This is a genomic window from Mesorhizobium sp. WSM4307 (assembly GCF_007003945.1).
Taxonomy (GTDB): domain Bacteria; phylum Pseudomonadota; class Alphaproteobacteria; order Rhizobiales; family Rhizobiaceae; genus Mesorhizobium.
Window position 1 is genome coordinate 25,556 of sequence record NZ_VFTB01000022.1, and the last position, 18,112, is coordinate 43,667.

General features: G+C 55.1%; 12 protein-coding genes and 3 pseudogenes. 5 read left to right on the forward strand and 10 right to left on the reverse strand.

Annotated elements, in window-relative coordinates:
• The first annotated feature begins 211 nt into the window (after window positions 1-211).
• The 3 genes and pseudogenes from FJV83_RS34785 to FJV83_RS34795 all read left to right on the forward strand — a co-directional run.
• Window positions 212-1,480 (forward strand): acetyl-CoA carboxylase biotin carboxylase subunit family protein, encoded by a 1,269-nt coding sequence (locus FJV83_RS34785; RefSeq protein ID WP_082826583.1) that lies wholly within the window; start codon window positions 212-214, stop codon window positions 1,478-1,480.
• Between the two features lie 81 nt (window positions 1,481-1,561).
• On the forward strand, window positions 1,562-2,731 hold the full coding sequence (locus tag FJV83_RS34790; RefSeq protein WP_063169356.1) for a Xaa-Pro peptidase family protein: 1,170 nt from the start codon (window positions 1,562-1,564) through the stop codon (window positions 2,729-2,731).
• A 117-nt stretch (window positions 2,732-2,848) separates the two neighbouring features.
• A pseudogene (locus FJV83_RS34795) lies at window positions 2,849-3,079 on the forward strand (IS3 family transposase); the annotation flags it as partial.
• Window positions 3,080-3,221: 142 nt separating this feature from the next.
• Here the strand turns inward: FJV83_RS34795 and FJV83_RS34800 are convergent.
• Together FJV83_RS34800 and FJV83_RS34805 are read right to left on the reverse strand one after the other, a co-directional pair.
• The gene (locus FJV83_RS34800; RefSeq protein ID WP_158515807.1) at window positions 3,222-3,662 is read right to left on the reverse strand and encodes a GNAT family N-acetyltransferase; all 441 of its coding nucleotides are present in this window, start codon (window positions 3,660-3,662) and stop codon (window positions 3,222-3,224) included.
• A gap of 476 nt (window positions 3,663-4,138) precedes the next feature.
• Window positions 4,139-5,068: a 2-oxoglutarate and iron-dependent oxygenase domain-containing protein gene (locus tag FJV83_RS34805; RefSeq protein WP_063170383.1), complete on the reverse strand. Its 930-nt coding sequence runs from the start codon at window positions 5,066-5,068 to the stop codon at window positions 4,139-4,141.
• A 456-nt stretch (window positions 5,069-5,524) separates the two neighbouring features.
• Here FJV83_RS34805 and FJV83_RS37375 point away from each other — a divergent pair.
• A pseudogene (locus tag FJV83_RS37375) lies at window positions 5,525-5,668 on the forward strand (transposase); the annotation flags it as partial.
• Window positions 5,669-5,749: 81 nt separating this feature from the next.
• On the opposite strand, the gene FJV83_RS34810 reads toward FJV83_RS37375, so the two are convergent.
• From FJV83_RS34810 to FJV83_RS34840, 7 genes are all read right to left on the reverse strand, one after another.
• Entirely contained in the window at window positions 5,750-7,480 is a 1,731-nt protein-coding gene (locus tag FJV83_RS34810) for a GMC family oxidoreductase N-terminal domain-containing protein (RefSeq protein ID WP_224571100.1), read from the reverse strand.
• Between the two features lie 282 nt (window positions 7,481-7,762).
• Window positions 7,763-8,329, reverse strand: a complete 567-nt coding sequence (locus FJV83_RS34815) for a GNAT family N-acetyltransferase (protein ID WP_158515808.1) — start codon at window positions 8,327-8,329, stop codon at window positions 7,763-7,765.
• 390 nt (window positions 8,330-8,719) lie between these two features.
• A complete protein-coding gene (locus FJV83_RS34820; RefSeq protein WP_063169359.1) occupies window positions 8,720-10,549 on the reverse strand; it encodes an IucA/IucC family siderophore biosynthesis protein in 1,830 nt (609 codons plus the stop codon).
• Window positions 10,550-11,012: 463 nt separating this feature from the next.
• On the reverse strand, window positions 11,013-12,314 hold the full coding sequence (gene ectB, locus FJV83_RS34825; RefSeq protein ID WP_063169360.1) for a diaminobutyrate--2-oxoglutarate transaminase: 1,302 nt from the start codon (window positions 12,312-12,314) through the stop codon (window positions 11,013-11,015).
• A gap of 166 nt (window positions 12,315-12,480) precedes the next feature.
• Complete coding sequence (locus FJV83_RS34830; protein WP_063169361.1) at window positions 12,481-13,320, reverse strand: hypothetical protein; 840 nt, start codon at window positions 13,318-13,320, stop codon at window positions 12,481-12,483.
• Window positions 13,313-14,569, reverse strand: a complete 1,257-nt coding sequence (gene ectB / locus FJV83_RS34835; RefSeq protein ID WP_063169362.1) for a diaminobutyrate--2-oxoglutarate transaminase — start codon at window positions 14,567-14,569, stop codon at window positions 13,313-13,315. The genes FJV83_RS34830 and ectB (FJV83_RS34835) overlap by 8 nt, the downstream gene beginning before the upstream one ends.
• A 1,064-nt stretch (window positions 14,570-15,633) precedes the next feature.
• Window positions 15,634-16,350 (reverse strand): SPASM domain-containing protein, encoded by a 717-nt coding sequence (locus tag FJV83_RS34840; RefSeq protein ID WP_224571099.1) that lies wholly within the window; start codon window positions 16,348-16,350, stop codon window positions 15,634-15,636.
• A gap of 719 nt (window positions 16,351-17,069) precedes the next feature.
• On the opposite strand from FJV83_RS34840, the pseudogene FJV83_RS34845 reads away from it, so the two are divergent.
• Window positions 17,070-17,305 (forward strand): annotated as a pseudogene (locus FJV83_RS34845) (transposase); the annotation flags it as partial.
• Between the two features lie 16 nt (window positions 17,306-17,321).
• On the opposite strand, the gene FJV83_RS34850 reads toward FJV83_RS34845, so the two are convergent.
• Window positions 17,322-18,068, reverse strand: coding sequence for a LuxR family transcriptional regulator (locus FJV83_RS34850; protein WP_063169365.1), 747 nt, complete (start codon window positions 18,066-18,068; stop codon window positions 17,322-17,324).
• Window positions 18,069-18,112 lie beyond the last annotated feature (44 nt).

Genomic DNA, 18,112 nt, shown 5'->3' on the forward strand with positions numbered 1-18,112 from the left:
TATTCGGTCAGTTGCCATCAAGCCCAATCGGTTCTGCCCAGATCTGGGAAGACGATTTTGCTGCGCCAAAGGCAACTTCAGCTTCAGCCAGCGGCTGCGGGTAGAGGCGACCAATTTCACGGAATGTTTGGCCTTGGATCGTTGTCTTTAAGTCTGAGGTCCACGATGGCAAAACGACCTATCGACAAAAACGCAGAGTGGAGAACAGCCAATGTCAAGGAAAGCTCTCATCCTGGTTGAAGGCCATGCAAGAGGTAATGGAATACGATACATCCACGCGGCCCGGCGTCTTGGCTTTCATCCAATTACACTATCAGTTGATCCAACACAGTACGAGTATCTTGCGGCGGAAAGAAGCGAGGCAATCCGTGTCGATACAACCAATCTTGATACCTTGATTCGCGAATGTTCCAGGCTGCGTGAGACCAATGACATCGCTGGTATCACGGGCTTCTCGGGCATCGACGAGTCGGTCTATGCAACCGTTGGCAAACTATGTCGGCATTTCGACTTACCGGGACCCAACCCCGAATTGATTGAACGATGCTGTGACAAATTCTCTCAGCGCCAGCTACTTGCGGAAGCCGGAGTTCCGATACCCGCTTATCGCATGGCGCTGAATGTGGCAGAAGTAGAAAGCGCTGTCGCGGAGATCGGCTTTCCCGTAATTGTTAAGCCGGCAATCGGCAGCGGTAGCATCGGTGTCCGATTGTGCCGCAACGCCGATGAGTTAGCTGACCACACGACCTATCTGTTGGGTGGGAAGCACATCTGGCCGTCTTCGCCGAGGATATTGGTTGAGGAATTCGCGCGCGGCCCTTTTTATAGCGTGGAGATAATGGGCAATGAGGTTATTGGGATTGTCGCCGTTGATTTCGGCCCCCCACCGCATTTCGTCTTCCGTGAAACGACCTTCCCGGCCCCGCTTGCGGAAGACGATCATGACCGTATCGTTGATGTTTCGCTGAGGTGCTTGCAAGCTCTTGGCCTTAATTGGGGGCCAACGAACATCGAGCTCCGGTTGACTAATCATGGCCCGGTTGTAATCGAAGTGAATCCGCGTCTTGCTGGTGCGCTTGAGCCTGAACTGGTCCAACTGGCGAGCGGTGTCGATCTGGTCACCGAGCACATCAAGCTTGTCGTCGGCGAGGAATGGGATTTGCGCAGAAGGCATTTGCAGACCGCAGCCGCGCGGTTCCTAGTTGCTGATTGCGACGGCACCCTCGATTGGATCGATGGCGGCAGTCAGGCGATCGCGGTACCAGGTGTCGCTGAAATCAAATTGTATGTTGAACCCAACGCGCCGATCTTCAGGAAAGGCGATTTTCGAGACTGGATAGGACATGTCGTCGCCGTTTCACCCAGCCTTGCTCAGACCGAAGCGATACTCCAACGAGCTGTCGACTTAATCGCTTGGTCTATCACACCGCCGTCGGGCGAACAGGAGCGATCTGCAGCCCCACGACTCCCCCCCAACTGAGAGGTGATCCGTCGCCAGCATAAGAACTCTTACCCGCAATAGCTCGCCTTGTTGTCAAAAGCATAGCTGGAGTTCAAACTTATGAATATATCCAAGGGACCCCAGGCATTCCCTAGAAGTGAATACCTTCGCCGGCTCGGCTCGGTGAAGTTCGAAATGGGTCGGTGCGATATCGACGCGCTCGTCGTTTCCGACCAACATAACATTACCTATCTCACGGGGTACACCGCGCTATCAGCCTATGTTCCTCAGGCCGTTGTGGTTTCGATACGAGAAGAGGAACCGACGTTCATTCTGCGCCGCTGTGATGCGCCGGCAGCCATTCATCAATGTTTTATGGAGCGCGACAAAATCGTCGCATACCCCGAAGCGTATATTGGAAATCCTGACAAGGATGGCTATGACGCGGTAGTCGATTACTTGGAGGACGTCGGCCTCGCGAGTCGAGGCATAGGAATCGAGCTATGCTGCCTTCCATCGCAATCGGCGAAAAAGTTTAGGATGCGCCTGCCTGGTGCCACGATCGTCGATGCTACTAAGGCGGTCACTTGGAAAAGGCTCATCAAGTCAGATCTCGAGATAGCTGTAATGCGGGAGGCGGCGGCAATCTCAGACGCCGCGATTCGACGCGCTGCTGAGGTAATACGCCCCGGGGTGCGTGAAGCAGACGCGTGCGCGGAAATTGTGGCAACGTTGGTGCGCGGCGCAAACGGTAAGCCAGGAAGCGGGATCGAGGGAATAAGTTTGTGTTCATCACCGCGAACGGGAACGTGCCACATTCCGTGGAGCGAGGACGTTTTTCGCTATGGATCGCAGGTGAATCTCGAAATCGGCGGTGCGCGATATGGTTACTGTGCTGGGCTTATGCGCACTTACACGATCGGCTCACCCTCCGATCGTCTACGTCGCGTGCATGAGATCCAAGTCGCCGGCCTTGAGGTCGCTCTTGATGCGATACGGCCAGGAGCGACTTGCAGCGATGTTGCCAACGCCTTCAATCGCAGCATCGAGAAGCGGGGCCTCAAAAAGGAGACGCGTTGCGGCTATGCACACGGCATTGGTTGGTTGGAGCCGACCGCAAGCCTTAAGGATGGCGATATGACAGAGTTGCTACCAAACATGACCTTTCACCTGATGTTAGGTAATTGGATCGAGGAGGATTTTGGATACGTCATCAGCGAAACGTTCCGTGTCACAGACTCCGGCGTCGAGGTACTGACCACTGCTCCCCGGAAGATTTTTGAGATCTAAATTAGAATATGGCTTGTCATAACGACAGCGCGGACGTCCGGAATAGATCTTGCCGGTCGACGAGATGTCGCCTACCTTGTTGAAGTGCGGACGGCGAGCGGCGGTCGGCATGCGGGGCCGATCCGTGTCGAGGCGAAGCCGAACGCACGCTGGTCGCTGTACGACCAGTTCTCCTGCGGCCGATCAACTCGTCGACGACGTGACGCGCGAATGCCTTACGCGATTCCGGACACAGATCTCTGGTCGCCGCGTTGCTCGCGAACTGACGACCTGATCGCCCAGCGCGGCAAGCCCGGCATGATCGTCGCAGACCACCGCACGGAGTTTACCTCGAACACGGTCCTTGCCTGATCAATGGATCATCGCGCCGAAAATACATTCCGCTGCAAGCCCATGTGCGCAACATAAATGGCTGCACCTCTAGTCTACTCGCCACTGTTTAAAAGACTGGGGCAGGTCAATGCGCTTTCGTTACGACCTCAGAGCAAGTCTACAGGTCATAGTAGTAGGTAAGGTATGGACTCAATTTACCGATCTTGTCATAGAGCGCCCGCGCATGATAATTTGATCTGTCCGTATTCCAATAGATTCTCAGCCAGCCTTGGTCGCGACCGTAGGAGGCCAGATTCGTGAGCATGGCTTGGCCAATCCCCTGGCGCCGCGAAGACTCGTCGACATAGAGATCTGCGAGAAAACAGACCGGACGATCGCTAAGAGTATACGGGTGAATGACAAAGGTAGCAAAACCTATGGTAACGCCAGTTGCTGAGACCGCGATCAGCGCGTTAATCGGTTCGTCTGGGCGCTCGATGCGCCGCCAGATCCTATCTGTCGCCTGTTCTGATGAATTGAGACCTTGGTCGGCGCAATATGCGTACCAAAGGGACCGCCATGCATCGCGGTCGGCAGTGCCTGCGAGACGAATCTCCATGAGGGGCGGGCTCCGGCTGAGAATGGGCTCCAGGGCGCGAGGTGTTCGGCCTGAAAGGTTGACGGCTTGCGATAACTGCCACCGGCCCGCAAGACGTGCAGCACGCGACCGCCGGGTGTTATAAGATCTTTCCGCCTGTGACGGCGTCGTGGTCGCGCTGGAACTGGTTCCCGGGAGCTCGGTTCGCGATACGTCAAGCGCGAGTTGGGCGAGCGTTATCATGGGATCAAGTTCCCTCAGGTTTTCCCGCAGCACGTTTGCGACAGCGGTGCAGATCTAGTGCGATCTTTCCCTGCGACCACACGATGCAAACAATCTGACACCATAGGTGCATTCATCCCGAAGCGGGCTTCCGACCGCCGCGCTACACGCGCGACGGCGGGACAATCTAGCGGATGCGAGAGTTCTTCCAGCTTACCACGGAGATCTGCACCGCGTCGGCGCCATAATTGCGCATGCTTTAGAAAAGCAGACAATCATTGCAGTTCGCGCGCGCGTCCGGCGCCATTCCCAGTCACCCATATTGACTCAACGTTGCGCAGCATCATTTCTACAACACTAACTTGCTGCCCTTGTCGCGAAGTCAGGCGAGCGTCGATCTCGGGATAAATAAAGAAGGGCAGCGAAATTCGATCAGTCGGACCACTATGCACGACCTGGTGGGGCGTACTCTTGAAGCGGCCGTCGCTCAAGACCTGAAGGAGGTCGCCCAGATTGACTACGAGACTATCGGGCAGGCTCGGCACCGGCATCCATCGACCGCGGAACCACACCTGCAAGGAACGCAGGGGGAGTTCCTCTTGCAGCAGCAGCGTGAAGAAGCCATGATCCGTGTGCTTTGCGCAAGTGCCGCCGCGAGCTGGATACCGTATCACGCGTTGCCCAAGCGTCGGCGTGCTGAAATGGCGTTGGAACCATGCCTCTTCCATACCTATCAGGTCCGCCAGCGCATCCCCGATCTGGGGGACAATCCCGGCGAGCACGGTAGCCTGCAAAGCAAGCAGGTTTCTTGCGAAGCCAGGAGCCAAGGCTTCATCCGGAAGGCGCGTGCGGCCGGAGAACGGACGCCGGTCGCCTTCGTTCTCAATTCCGAGGTCGAATACCTCCTTTGGATCGAAGCCGGCCTCAGGATGTAGCATTTCGCCGTGTAAAGGACTGTATCCACGGGCGGCAGTGGGGTACACGTCCTGAAAGGCGTGCCCGTAGCGTTCCTTAACCGACTGTGGCAATGCGAAGAATCGCCGGGAAGCCTCAATGGCTTGCGCGATCTGTTCCCCGGGGATGCCGTGCTCGACAAGGTAGAAGAACCCGTATTCCTGGCATGCCATTTGCAGGCGCTGGCGCTCGTCACGTCGCGTTGCATCGTCTCTCAATTTCGAAAGTGAAATTTTCGGCAGCGTGGTCATAGTCAATCCCCTTTTTGGGCGCTTAAGTTGATTAGTGTTTGCCGCGGCTCTCAAAGTCGACAGTTCCTTGGATGTGGGCAACGCGCCGTCTCTTCCAATAATAACGAAAGTCGACATGATGTCCCATTCTAAGGCTAAGCCGATGGCTGGGCGGTGATTCCGTCTTAGCAATTGATCTCTAGCGCTTCCTGGTGAAGATAACAACGATTTGTATGTTAATATAGTTGTATATATTGTTACATCCGTCGCGGTTAGTTTAACATTATCACGGCCAAGATACTAAGAGCGATTTACAATTCTGAATTGCTTTATGACTTCCAGGCTCAATCCAGACCAGCGCCGACCTCCGGGTTTCATGGCAGGATCGGCCATCTCGAAGAGCTCTATGACGCGAGGTATCGCCAGCTACCTGAGCTCGTCCATCACACACGCCGTCCCGGACGATGGCCGAATGGCAGAAACCGACCGCTCGAAATTTTCCTATCCCATAGTCTTTTTCGACGCTATCCGGGTCGAGCGGTCAAGCTCAGGGACGAAGACTTCGTTCGCAAAAAAGCCATCTACATCGGGTTCGGCGTTCTGCCTGGCGGCACCAAGGAGCACATGAGCTGAGGAAGCGCTTGTCGACGTTATCCGCCGTCTCGACGAGACGACTAGCCGAGCAGCAAAGCAGGCAGCGATTTAGCTCCGTCTGCCGTCTCTCAAGGTTGTGTCGGCCAATTTCTCAGCCACCATAATCGTCGGAATGTTTGTGTTCGCCCGAGGGCAAAATGGCATGACGGAAGCGTCGGCGATCCTCAAACCCAAAATACCATGAACGCGTCCCGACGGATCGGTCACAGCGCCAGGATCCGCGGCTGCCCCCATCCTGCAGGTCGACGTCGGATGCCAACTTGGGATGACGTTCTGGCGAATATACCGATCCAGATGTTTCTCGTCGTTGACGAGATCGGAAATGCTATCCCCATCCGTTATGACGCGCCTAATCAGCCCACGGCGCAGCCGCGGCGACGCGTCCATGAGCAGCGCCAGAAATGACGTGAGTGCATAGTTTGTGCTTGTGACCTTGCTCACCAGCTTCGCTCGCGCATTCAACGCTGACGGAAACGGGTCCAGCGCCACAGAGGACAGCGAATCTTGCTGCAGCAGGCGGACTATGAAGCGAAAGCCCTGCTTGAGGCGCTCGGCGTCCCGCTTGTCGCTCAACCAGTTGAAATCGACCTCCGGCTCTATTTTATGCGAACTACCCTTGAGCGCCACAGTTCCCGTCGAGTAGCTGCGATTGACCCACACGGCGAGAGTGCCGAGGCGCCTCCCCAGCGGGTGCCAGGATGATTTGGCAACAGTCGATATTGCCATATCGGTCGACGGGCAGCCTTCGTAACCCGACGAGTAGCGGGCGTGCATCTGAATATATTCGCTCACGCCGGGTGACAAGCGATCGGCCGGCTTCAAATAGGCCGAAACGCAAATCGTGGGGTGTTCCTGAAGATTCTGGCCCACACCTTTCAAATCTGCAACGATAGGGATTCCGAATTGTACTAATTCCTTCGCGGGGCCGATCCCGGAGCGCATCAATATGGCGGGTGAATGGAGTGCTCCTGCGCACAGGATAACGCAAGAAGCGCTATACGATTGCACGCCCGATTTGTTCTCCGTCTCGACCCCCGTTACCGTTGTTCCCAAAAAGGTCAGCCGCGCAACTGTCGTTTCGGATAAAATCGTTAGATTGCGGCGAGAGCGGACGGTTTCGGGTAAGTACGCCATCGCGGAGGAGACCCGATGACCATTGCGGTTGGTCAATGGGACAACTGAATAGCCATCACCGAATGCACCATTGAAGTCTGGCCTGAAATGAAGCCCCAAAGCATCGTAAGCATCGGAGATTGCCCGGATGAAGCCCGACCAGTCTGATTGGCGCACACGTTTGATTGGCAAGGGGCCGTTCGTGCCATGAAATTCCCCGCCGAAATCCAAATCGCATTCTAGACGACGGAAGTAGGGCAGCACGTCTTCCCAACCCCAGCCCGTTGCACCGCTTGAGGCCCACTCATCGTAATCTCCGGGCCCGCCGCGGTTGGCGACTTGGGCATTGATGCTGGAGCCGCCACCCATGACGCGCGCCTGTTCGTAATGGACAGGCTTGCGGCCACCTCGCACCGTTGTCGCGTGGAGTGACTGCCATCGATAACCGGGATTAAGGTAAGCACGCGTTGGGTCGCCATCCTGGATGTCGTCAGGAATGGCATTCGGCGGCGTATCAGGGCCAGCTTCAATGAGCAGCACGCGAGCGCCATAGGCGGAGAGCCTGCTCGCCATCACGCATCCAGAGGAGCCACCACCCACGACGATATAATCGAAAACCACGCAACTCCCCATCAAGGTACCAAGTGTGATGGGCTTCTTCAGCAAAGCGCTCCTCCTACCGCCTGAGATATGGTCACTTACGGCGCGGCAGCTCCACATCATGCCGTCTGTAACGGAGCGATTTGATCGCCAAATCGGTCGAGGGCATGCCCGAAGCGAGACCGAGCGACCCATCTGAACTATCTCTGAACCGACAAGCTCTCAATTCCAGGGCACATGCATCTCCGGACACGCCGGTGCGTCGGTGTGAATGATTGCAAGTTCGTAGGGCGAGAGCAGCGCTCGCCTACGGTTTCTTGCATCACCGTCTTCCGAGAAACAATGATACTAACAAGAGATAACGACGACTTTTTCGATTTTTACAGCAGTCAAGACTGTCACTTCAAAATATCGCATAACTACGTTATTGTAGACCCGGTCTCTTACATAGCGAAGGCCTACTTTCGGTGCTTTCCGAAGCGAACGCGTGTTCGTTGGGCGAATGAATGAAGTGACCTTCTCGAGCGTTAGGTTCTCGAAAGCAAACTGGATCGCTGCCCTGCCGGCCTCTGCGGCGATCCCCTTACCGGAAGACGCAAGGTGGAGGCACGATACGGTTTCCACATTAGTGGGATCTTCGGGCAGATACGGGCCACTGTACATCAATCCACAGTAGCCTGCGAATTTTCCGACTTGGCCTTCGCCTTTTACGAACACCATCCATAAGCCGAAACCATTGCTCTGCCAATGATGGATGAACTGTTGTAGTTTAGCTTTCGATTGCTCTCGGGTCGGATAGACTCCATCCCACATGGCATTTACCACAAATGGATCGCTATGAAGCTCATGTAGAAGAAGCTCGTCGCTATGCGACGGTGGCCTTAGGATTAGGCGCGGCGTTTCTAGAATGTACATGAGAAGCTCCCTTCTAGCCATAAGTTAGAGCCGCACTTACCTCCAACGCGGCCATGATCTCCTAGCATGAGCGTCAAGGCCGCAGTGCTTGATTGAAGGCGTTCGACGAGGTTTATGCTTAAGGTAGCGAGGTCTACACAAATCAAGCTTTGGGCGCCTAACCGTGTCAGTGTTGACGGCACCTGGAAAGCCGGCCCGAAGGCGATAAAAAAATTAGGCGCCTCCTTTCAGAATGGAAGCAGGCGACGCGCTGGTGAGCGGGCGCCTGATACGCGCAACATGCTGCGGCGGCGTTTACGCAAGGGGTTGCTTACCCCAAGGGGGGGGTATGGTATTGGCCCAAAACCGGCTAACTACATTGTTCATTTAAAATACGCGCCTCCTTCAAGCTTAACCTGCACTGGTCACTTTGCGAATGCCCGCCAGTGGGTTCTTCAGCGTGCCGACGGTGTGCAGGTATTCTCCCGGATCACCGAAGTCCACCATTTGCTGGTTTTTTTGTATCTGCAGTCGATTCATACATCGTCGCAGAAATTCTGGAGCGAATAGGTCATGCTGCCTGTATTTTTCGTCATATTCCGGATGTTTCGTCTGGTAGCCAAGGATGGACTCGCTTACGAGCTGCCAGAAGTGTGTCGACGGAAAATCAAGATGTTCTTCGAGTGTTACAGCCAAGTAACGAAAGAAGCAGTCGAAAACGTCGGTGAAAATGAAGTCGTGCTTCATGTCGCGATTTACTTGAATGCAGATCCTCTTAATCTCCTCCGGCACGTTGAGATCTCCGCCTAGAATACGAAGCTCCTCGCCAATGTCTTTCATGATAACTCGCGTCGGAGCGTGATCTTTCATAACTAGAATTATATTTTCTCCATGTGCCATAAACGCTAGATCGTAAGCATAAAAGCAGTGGAGAAGCGGCGCCAGATAAGATTCAAAATAGCGGCGTAGCCAAGCGGCGGCGTCTAACCCCGAGGCATTGATGAGGGCTGTCACGAGTGCTTCACCATTGTAATCGACATGAAGCAGCGACGCCATTGTCATCAGACGTTCCCCTTCTTTCAACTGCCGAAGGGGGCTTTCCCTCCACAGCGCAGAAAGCATCTGCTTGTAAGGGGAGTCCTTCTTGAGGGCGGTGTTGAAACAACGATTGCGATAGCCAATCGTCGCGACCTCGCGAAGGATGCTGAAGCCGTTGGCGGCTAAATAGGAGTCACTGTCGAGCAAATTCTTCAACCATTCGTTGATGGCGGGCGTCGCCAGCATGTGTGTCGGTGACAAGCCGCGCATAAACCCCATGTTAAGTATCGACAGCGCCGTTTTCACGTACCGTTTATGCGGATCGCTTATATTGAAAAGTGTGCGGATCGATTGCTGGGCATGATATATGTCCTTCCCCTGGCCTAGGCAGACAATGTGCCGGTTGGCGATATCCGCCGCGAAGATAGTTGAGAGCCGATTGAACCATTGCCAAGGATGCGCTGGCATATAGATGTAATCGGTCGAGTTTAGTCCCTTTTGACGCAACGCTGCGTCGAACTGTTCCAGCGCCTGTCGACCGAGTTCCTCGTGCATGAGAAGGTCGTAGTCGAGCGTTGAAATGGACTTAAACGTTGCCATTTCTTTATGGACGGCCAGCCATATGAGTCTTATCGAACTGCCCACCTCCGGCGCATAGCGACTATAGTCGAGCGCGTCAAAGCCAATGCGACCGTTATTCGCGATAAAGGTCGGGTGGCCCTCCGTCATGCCAGCCTCAACGATCTGGTAATCGGCAAAAGCCAGTTCTGCGGCGGATATCTCTGTTTTGGCCTGCTTGTACGCGCTGCCATACAGCGTGCTGCTGATCTCCTGCAGGTAAACCGGCATCATCTCTTCCTTTATGCCAAGATGGCGGCTGAACTCAATAACAAAATCAAGCGCATCCAGGGGGGCCGGCCTGCCCTCAATCCTTTTCTCCAGAGAGCCGGCGTCCACTTGCCAGTGATCTAGCAGGAGGCGCCGAGCCTGGAACCAATACTCCAACCCAGGGGTCTCGCTTTCCAGCACATACTTCCCCCAGTCGCCTTCCATTCGCTGGAGTCGAGGAGCAATTAGCAACTCGTGTGCAAATTCGCTGATTGCTTTACGGATAAGGAGCCGGTTGGCCTTTGCCCATAAATGCGGTTTCAAATGCTGCGTTACGCGTTCGGCTAGGCTTATCTCATCGTCTCGGGCTGTCATATCACTCACGATCTCAACTCCTTCAGAACGTAACGGTGTAAGGTTCGCGAACGCGCCTTACACTCGTCTCGCCAAACTTCGACGTCGCACAAAATCCGTTCTATTTTTCATCAGAAAGGATAAGAAATACCGGACCTCTTATACAAGTTAATTTCTAATGTGTTGTGTACCGTTCGTCTTCGCTCGTGATAAACCAGCAATATTACCATCTTACTTATATAATATATTAGAATACCGGTTTCACCGGCCCTGGACGTCGTCCTTCATCTTGCAACGAGCAAGAAGTGTGTATTGATTTGCACATGCCGTACTGTCGTTCGATCACGTCAAGCGGTCGGTGTCCATTGTTTGAGCTCTCCGAGTGTCCATTTTTGCTGTCCGTCTCCATACAATCGCATACGTCTAAAGCGGAATTTCCTTTGCTTGATAAGCCCAGACTGGGTAGGGGGGACTGAGTGAATGCCTACTCCGCTGAAATGCTGTCCTGCACCGCGCCAATGCTGTCGCGTACGATCGACAGACCACGGCGCAGTTCAGCCTCGGTTATGGTAAGGGCTGTCATGAACTTGAGCACCTCACCATACGAGCCAGCGATCTCGATCACCAAGCCGCGACGAAAAGCTTCCCGGGAAATGAGCCCCGGCAATGAGTGGTGCTTTGGTGATACGAGTCCATACATCAAGCCGCGGCCTCGGACATTCAGAGCAAGGCTGGGGAAGTCGTCTGCGATCGACTTGAGTTCTTGAGCCAAGATGGCTGATTTGCGAGCAATCTCATCTTCAAACTTGGAGTCGGACCAGTAAGTCTCAAGGGCCGCACGAGCAGTGACGAAAGCATAGTTGTTGCCCCTGAACGTGCCGGTGTGCGCACCCGGCGTCCAGACATCAAGTTCAGGCTTCATGAGGACAAGGGCCATAGGCGTTCCAATTGCAGACAACGACTTTGACAGGGTAACGATGTCCGGCACGATCTCAGCCGCCTCGAAACTGAAGAATTTCCCTGTGCGACCGACACCAGCCTGAATATCATCGAGGATCATCAGGATCTCGTGCCGAGAGGTCAGATCACGCAGCCGTTGCAGCCATTCAACGGTAGCAGCATTGACACCGCCTTCGCCCTGCACTGCTTCTAGGATCACCGCAGCGGGTTTGCCGAGACCACTGCTAGGATCATCGAGAAGCTTCTCGAAATACTCGATCGTGTCTGAAGCGCCGAGATAGCCCTCGTACGGCAACGATGTCACGTGCGCGAGGGGAAAGCCGACAGCATCTCGGAACTTCGTGTTTCCGGTTGCCGCCAACGCCCCAGCGCTGACTCCGTGAAACGAGTTCGTAAACGAAACGATGTTTGACCTGCCGGTCACTTGGCGAGCTAGCTTCAGAGCCGCCTCGACCGCGTTCGTACCTGTGGGGCCAGTAAATTGCAATTTATAAGACAGACCGCGGGGCTTCAAAATAAACTGCTCAAAAGCTTCGATGAAGGCCTTCTTGGCGGTCGTAGCAAGGTCGAGCCCGTGCACAATTCCGTCGCGCGCAATGTAGTCCAACAACGCCCGCGTGAAGGCTGGGTTGTTGTGCCCGTAATTCAAGGCTCCCGCGCCTCCCAAGAAGTCGATGTATTCCCGACCGTCTGTAGCTATGAGGGCAGTGCCGACGCCTCGATCGAACAGAACTGGGAACGCACGGACGTAGCTCCGCACCTCAGACTCAAGACGATCAAAGATCGCGAGGCTTACATCGTTTGTAGGAGTAAACTGCTTCTTCATAGGGCGAGTCCTGAATTGTAGCCTGCAAAGGCATCAGCCCAAACTGTCTGGCGAAGGCCATTTCAATCGGTTCGAGGTTCGGCTTGTATGACGGCAGCATGAGCAGTCACACGCCTGGCCACGCCAACTCACGGCCCAAGCCAGTCGATCGCTGCGAGGTCCAACGTCACGTCCACCAGAGAACAAGATCAGGCCGCGCAAATCCGAAAAAGCAATTCAGCACTAGGCGACGCTTTCCGTCGCCTAATTGACCGGTAACCCCGTGAACGAAGCCGCCATCGATTAGGGCGATATCCCCGGTTTTGAGCTCGAACTCGCGGCAAGGGACGGCTTCCAGATAGGCTGCCGAATAGGGATATCCAGTGGTCTCCACACCTTGCGATATCCGGTCCGCAACCGTCGGCTTGTGGCTCCAGAGCTTCAGATTGCCGCCTTCCTCAGGCATGCTGGGATAGAGGTTGAGCGCTGCGACCGTATTGTGCGCCACCGCAGAAAGCTCGTAATCATCGCCAGCACGTAAGACTTGAGCGACGTCGTCGTGGGGATCCAAGGAAAATGTGCCTGTGCCCGACCAACTGAGGCCGCGACAAACATTGGCCTGGCCGTGTTCGGAACGGGCTAGCCGCAATTCGATTCCCTGGTTGTGAAGCTCTCGCTTCAACGCCCTGAATACTGCTCGAACCGGGTCAACCAAATTCTTAAAAAGGGCATCGACGTACGGCCGCGCGTTTTCGGCGTCTGCGAAATAGGTGGCTGCATCCTTCCTGTAGTGAGATGCGCCGACATATTGTCCGGGCACACCATCTTTACGCTCTCTGAGACCAGAGCTTCCAATAAAGTTCGTAGTGATCTCCTCGGCTACTTCGGTGCTGAAAGCTTGCTTGATGTGCAGAGCGGTGAGCTCACCTTTCAGGACCGAGATGATCTCCGCCGTGTTGATCGACCCGGTCCGTTCTTTGATCGAAACCGGCGAGATGGCTGGCACTTGAGATATCTGACTAGGCATTGTCTTGCTCCTGTAGTGCGTGTTCAAGGATGGTGATGCCACGATCGAGTTCGGCATCGGTGATGGTTATCGGTGGGAGGACTTTGATAACGTCGCGATTTGGCCCCGAGGATTCGATAAGAAGGCCATTTTCGAATGCGACATCGTGCACGCGGCCGACAACTGCCGGTGAACGGCATTTCAGGCCGGCCATCAGACCGCGGCCGCGCTTCTGTTCGATGTATCTTGGAAATTTCGCAACCAGGCGATCGAGGTGCGTTTGCAGCCTGACGGCTGTCCGCTCGACACCTGCAGTAAATTTCCTATCCGACCACATCTTGCACATGGCTCCTGCCGTCACGAAGGCGAAATTGTTGCCTCTGAAGGTCCCGCTATGTTCTCCGGGCTTCCATATGTCCAAGTCGGGTCGAATCAGAACGATGGACAACGGACTACCTGAACCGCTTAGGGACTTGGAAAGACACACAATATCCGGTTCGATTTTCGCGGACTCGAATGAGAAGAAATCGCCAGTTCGGCCCGCACCCGCCTGAATATCGTCGACGATAAAAACAATGCCGTGCGTACGGCAAATGCGCTGAATTTCCGTGAGCCAAGCTGCGGATGCGGCGTTCATGCCGCCTTCGGCCTGGATGGTCTCCAGAATGATTGCGGCAGGCTTTTCTATGCCGCTCCCCGGGTCGCTCAAAACGCTGTCGATGTAACTGGCGGAATCGAAAGCTTGGCTCGGATAGCCGTCATAGGGAACACGGATCACATCGTGGCGAGCGACGCCTCCCAGTTCCCTGGTTGAGGCCGAGCCCGACACCGCTAGAGAGCCGAGCGACATGCCGTGGAACGCATTCGTAAAGGCCATGACGCTCGAGCGGCCGGTGTATTTTCGCGCCAGCGCCAGCGCCGCTTCGTTGGCGTTCGTGCCGGTCGGCCCGGGAAACTGAATCTTGTACGAAAGGCCTCTGGGTTTCAGGATCCAATCGACGAACCCTTCAATGAAGTCACGCTTTGCCGCCGTATGCATATCAAGCGACAGAAGAATGTTCTCACCGACGAGATATTCAATCGCTGGCGCCATAATATCCGGATTGTTGTGCCCGTAGTTGAGTGCGCCGGAACCCACCAGGAAATCGATAAAGGGCTTACCCGTCTCGTCCCAGATCGTCGCCCCAAGGGCCTTCGTAAAGACGGTGGGGAACGCCCGGCAATAACGACGAACGTTAGATTCATGAGCCGTGAAAGCGTCGGTGTCCATATCAAGTCCTCTGCACATAGTCTTTCAAAGAAGAGAGCTGTTTAATGGCTAGTGGTTTGCGGCAGATGTTCGTCGCTTAACGTTGAAGCAGAATGCCGGAGGCAGCTTTGTTTGGTCTGGGTTTGGTCTGGTGATGCCGGCATCCTCATCAAATATTGTTGGGTTGCGTTGCCCTCCATTCGGATGCTTTCGAATGTGCTGCAACAGGATGGCTTCTAAAGCTTCCGCGAAAGCATCGCTACTATGGCATCAGGTAGTTGACGTACCCACCCTTCGCTGCCCATAGCGCTCCGGACAAATGAATGAGTCCAAGGAGATCAGCAGGGTCGCGTCGCCAGAGGTTGTGTCGCTCGGCGGTAGCGAAGCCGCTCGCGAGCGCGCTCCTCAATAGCGCCGTAGCGAGCGAGCGGCTTCGCGGCGGTCATCAATATTCGCCGTTCAACCTCGGGCTGCGGACACCAACCTGATTCAAGAAACTATTTGATGACCGATGACACAGCGAAAGCCACGCTCTCTTTGAGAAGAATGCGGATTCCGATCTCTTGCGCGATGACTGGCCCGAGCCGCCGGATCAAGAGGGCGGGGCCGCCGTGGACCCCCTTGACGGAAAGCCCGTTCGTAGGCCAGGCGGAAGCAACCGGGAGACGCGCTGGCGAAGGGCCGCATCGGTTTCGAGAACGTCCACTACCGCGACGGCAACCATCCCCGGCCGCAGCTGGGCTGCTGCCTTCAGGCGAGTCGAAAAGGAGATCGTCCGGGAGGGTGAAGGCGTTGACGAGGTGAGCCGTGAGTAAGCAATCAAGCTCTGATCGGGATCGACTAACACTGTTTCCATCCGACCGATGGTTGACCTGTGATCGGCGTTACCTCAAGCTAGGCAGGCCGACAAGCTCGGTTGGAAGGCGAAGACCTTTCGATGAGCTCGTCTCCGAAATGCTCGAGGCCCACTGCCGCGCCTACAGGAACATACTGGCGTAACGTGAAAACACGATGGCGTCGCGGGCAGGTGCATCTGTCGTGGGGCCATCCGCACTGCCAGGCACGCCCTCTCGGCCGGCATGCACTCAGGTCCGGTCGTTTGGGTCGGCGAATTCACACATCCTGCAAAGCAGAAAACCATCTGCTCCATTCATGCGGTCGACGATTTCGCGAAAAACTGGCTTTTCAAACAGAGCGGAGTAACCCTCATATAGAAGGTTGCCCAATACGTGACGCCGTTCAAAATCCATAGAGCACAGGGTAACGTCGCCGTTTGGAAGAAGAACATTCCGATACTGTCGTGCGTCCACGCAGGTTAGGGCTCCGACCACTGGCTGACGTGGTGCAACGATCTTAGGGTCGACGCTTCCACCCCTACTGCTCACCGGCCGCGCTTTTATCAGGGCTTCGGTAGGAATAATGTCGGCTATATCTGGGTGGGGCTCGCCCAAGGCCACGAATCGGATCAAGGGGATGTCCGCGTCGACGAGTTGACGAACCAGATCGCGATACTTGTCTCCGACCAGGCGGCTGTTCATGTAGGTGCCGTCATCGAAAACATGGACCACGAATACGCCCAAGCGCAAGGCTTGCAATCGCTGCAGGTCCTGCCCGTTCATTCCCACCAGCGTCGTAAAAATCCTGATGCCATGGCCTTTGGCGAAGGCGTGCTCCACCATTTCGGTACAGTCCGGATTGAGCCAAGGTTCGGAGTATCCCGCAAAACCAATGTCGACGGAAGTCGGTACGCGGGCCAGACACCGCTTGAAATCTTCAAGATCCAGATGACTCGCATGAGACACTTTTCTTTGCCGGACCGCGAACTTGTCCTGGGGACAATATGAACATCCTACGACGCATCCCGTGGTCGTCGTTATCTCCAAAACCCTGCCGGCTGTGTTTGCTGAGCGAAGTTCCGGTAAAATCACTGGTGATTACTCCCATCTACTTCCTGCGAAGCGCCACGATGGTGTGCGTGTGCCTTTGGCTTTCTGATACCGCCTGCTGATCTACCGAGGCAACGCAGACATCTACCCTTTTTGGCAGCCTAAGCCGCCCGGTTCACCGATTTGCCGGGCCGACCCTTCACAAACTTCCAGCGCGTCGGACCAGAGACAGCATTGCATCTTTCGAGGCATCACTCGCTCCGGAGATGTAGCCTCAACCGTTGGTCGCTGGCCCGTCGCCGAGATGCGCGCGCAGCACCCTCGAACCCGCCGGAGAGAAGCTTTCTGGATGCCGTCGATCATCCTTCATCGAGCGAGTTCCGTGTTCTCATGCGGGTCAGCCCTCACACTATATTGCCGCACATCGACCAGCAAAGGCCGAGCTAGTGCGCCTGGCGCGCAGTTACTGCGAGATAGGCTTCGAAAAGCCCGACAGGGCTAAGACGCTCCGCTGTATTGAACCCGAAATGTTTTCTGACAGCTGTCAGATTTTGGACACACATCACTCATCGTCAGTCGCTTAATACGGATGGTAATTTCTTCCAGGAATCGGTGACATTGAACACCACCCTGTCATGACCGCCCAATCTCAGCGAAGCGAACTCAGCATCGCCACCAGGACCAAGCCTGAAGATAAATCCGCCGTAGCAGCGTCAACGACATTTTGCTTTCGAAGCCGGATGGATTGCACGAGGTGATTCGCGCCGTGATGCAGGAGGTGCTCGAGGCCGAGATGGACGAGGCGCTGGGTGCTTCGAAGAGCGAGCGCACGCCGGAGCGTCTCGGCTATCACGCGCGCTACTACGGGCGGAGAACTAGCTGCGCACCTACGGCGGTTGGATAATCCCAAGGTTCAAAGCTTTTACAACAGCTACCGTTCTGCTGGTCGCATCCAACTTCCGCATTACATTTTTTAAATGGAAATCTATCGTATTTCGTGATCTGCCTAAAATAGTTCCTATTTCCCAAGATGATTTTCCTTGTGACACCAAATCAATGCACTCTATTTCTCTCGGAGACAGGTTATGAGCTCGTTCCGACGCAGTCGTAGTGTCGAACTTCGTAACCATCCGATGAAACCGCAGCGCGGCCATTTGCAGGTAGGTGATCGCTCTATTCTGCAATTCGCAGTCCGAGGATTGAGCAAAACTCACAAACCTAAAGCTGCCACCAGGGCCATGTAATGGGACGGTAACGCCTGACCTCAAGCCGAATGTTGCTGCTTCGTCCAAGACGCGGCGTCCATCTTCAGTTATGTTTTCATCAGTATACACCTCGCTCCATCGAAAGGGTCCCGCCTCCTTTCGACCTTTCTTGATGAGGGGGTCTATTTTGGCATAGCCCATTCTCGAGTAGCGCTCCTGCCATTCAGCAGGATAATTCCACATCACCACAGAACCCTCCCGGTTCGGCTTGAAAGCCCTCTCTGATGCGAGCGGCCCATAGGCAATCCACGGGCAATCGAAATTCAGCGCAAACGCAGACAACAGTTCGAACAACTGTTCGGATTGAGCGACATCATCAGTCATCTTGAGGAATAGGTCTAACTCCACCGCAATCCGCCGGAGTTCCATGATGTCTCCTTCATTGCGTTCTCATTGGTGCACAGTTTGCTCCA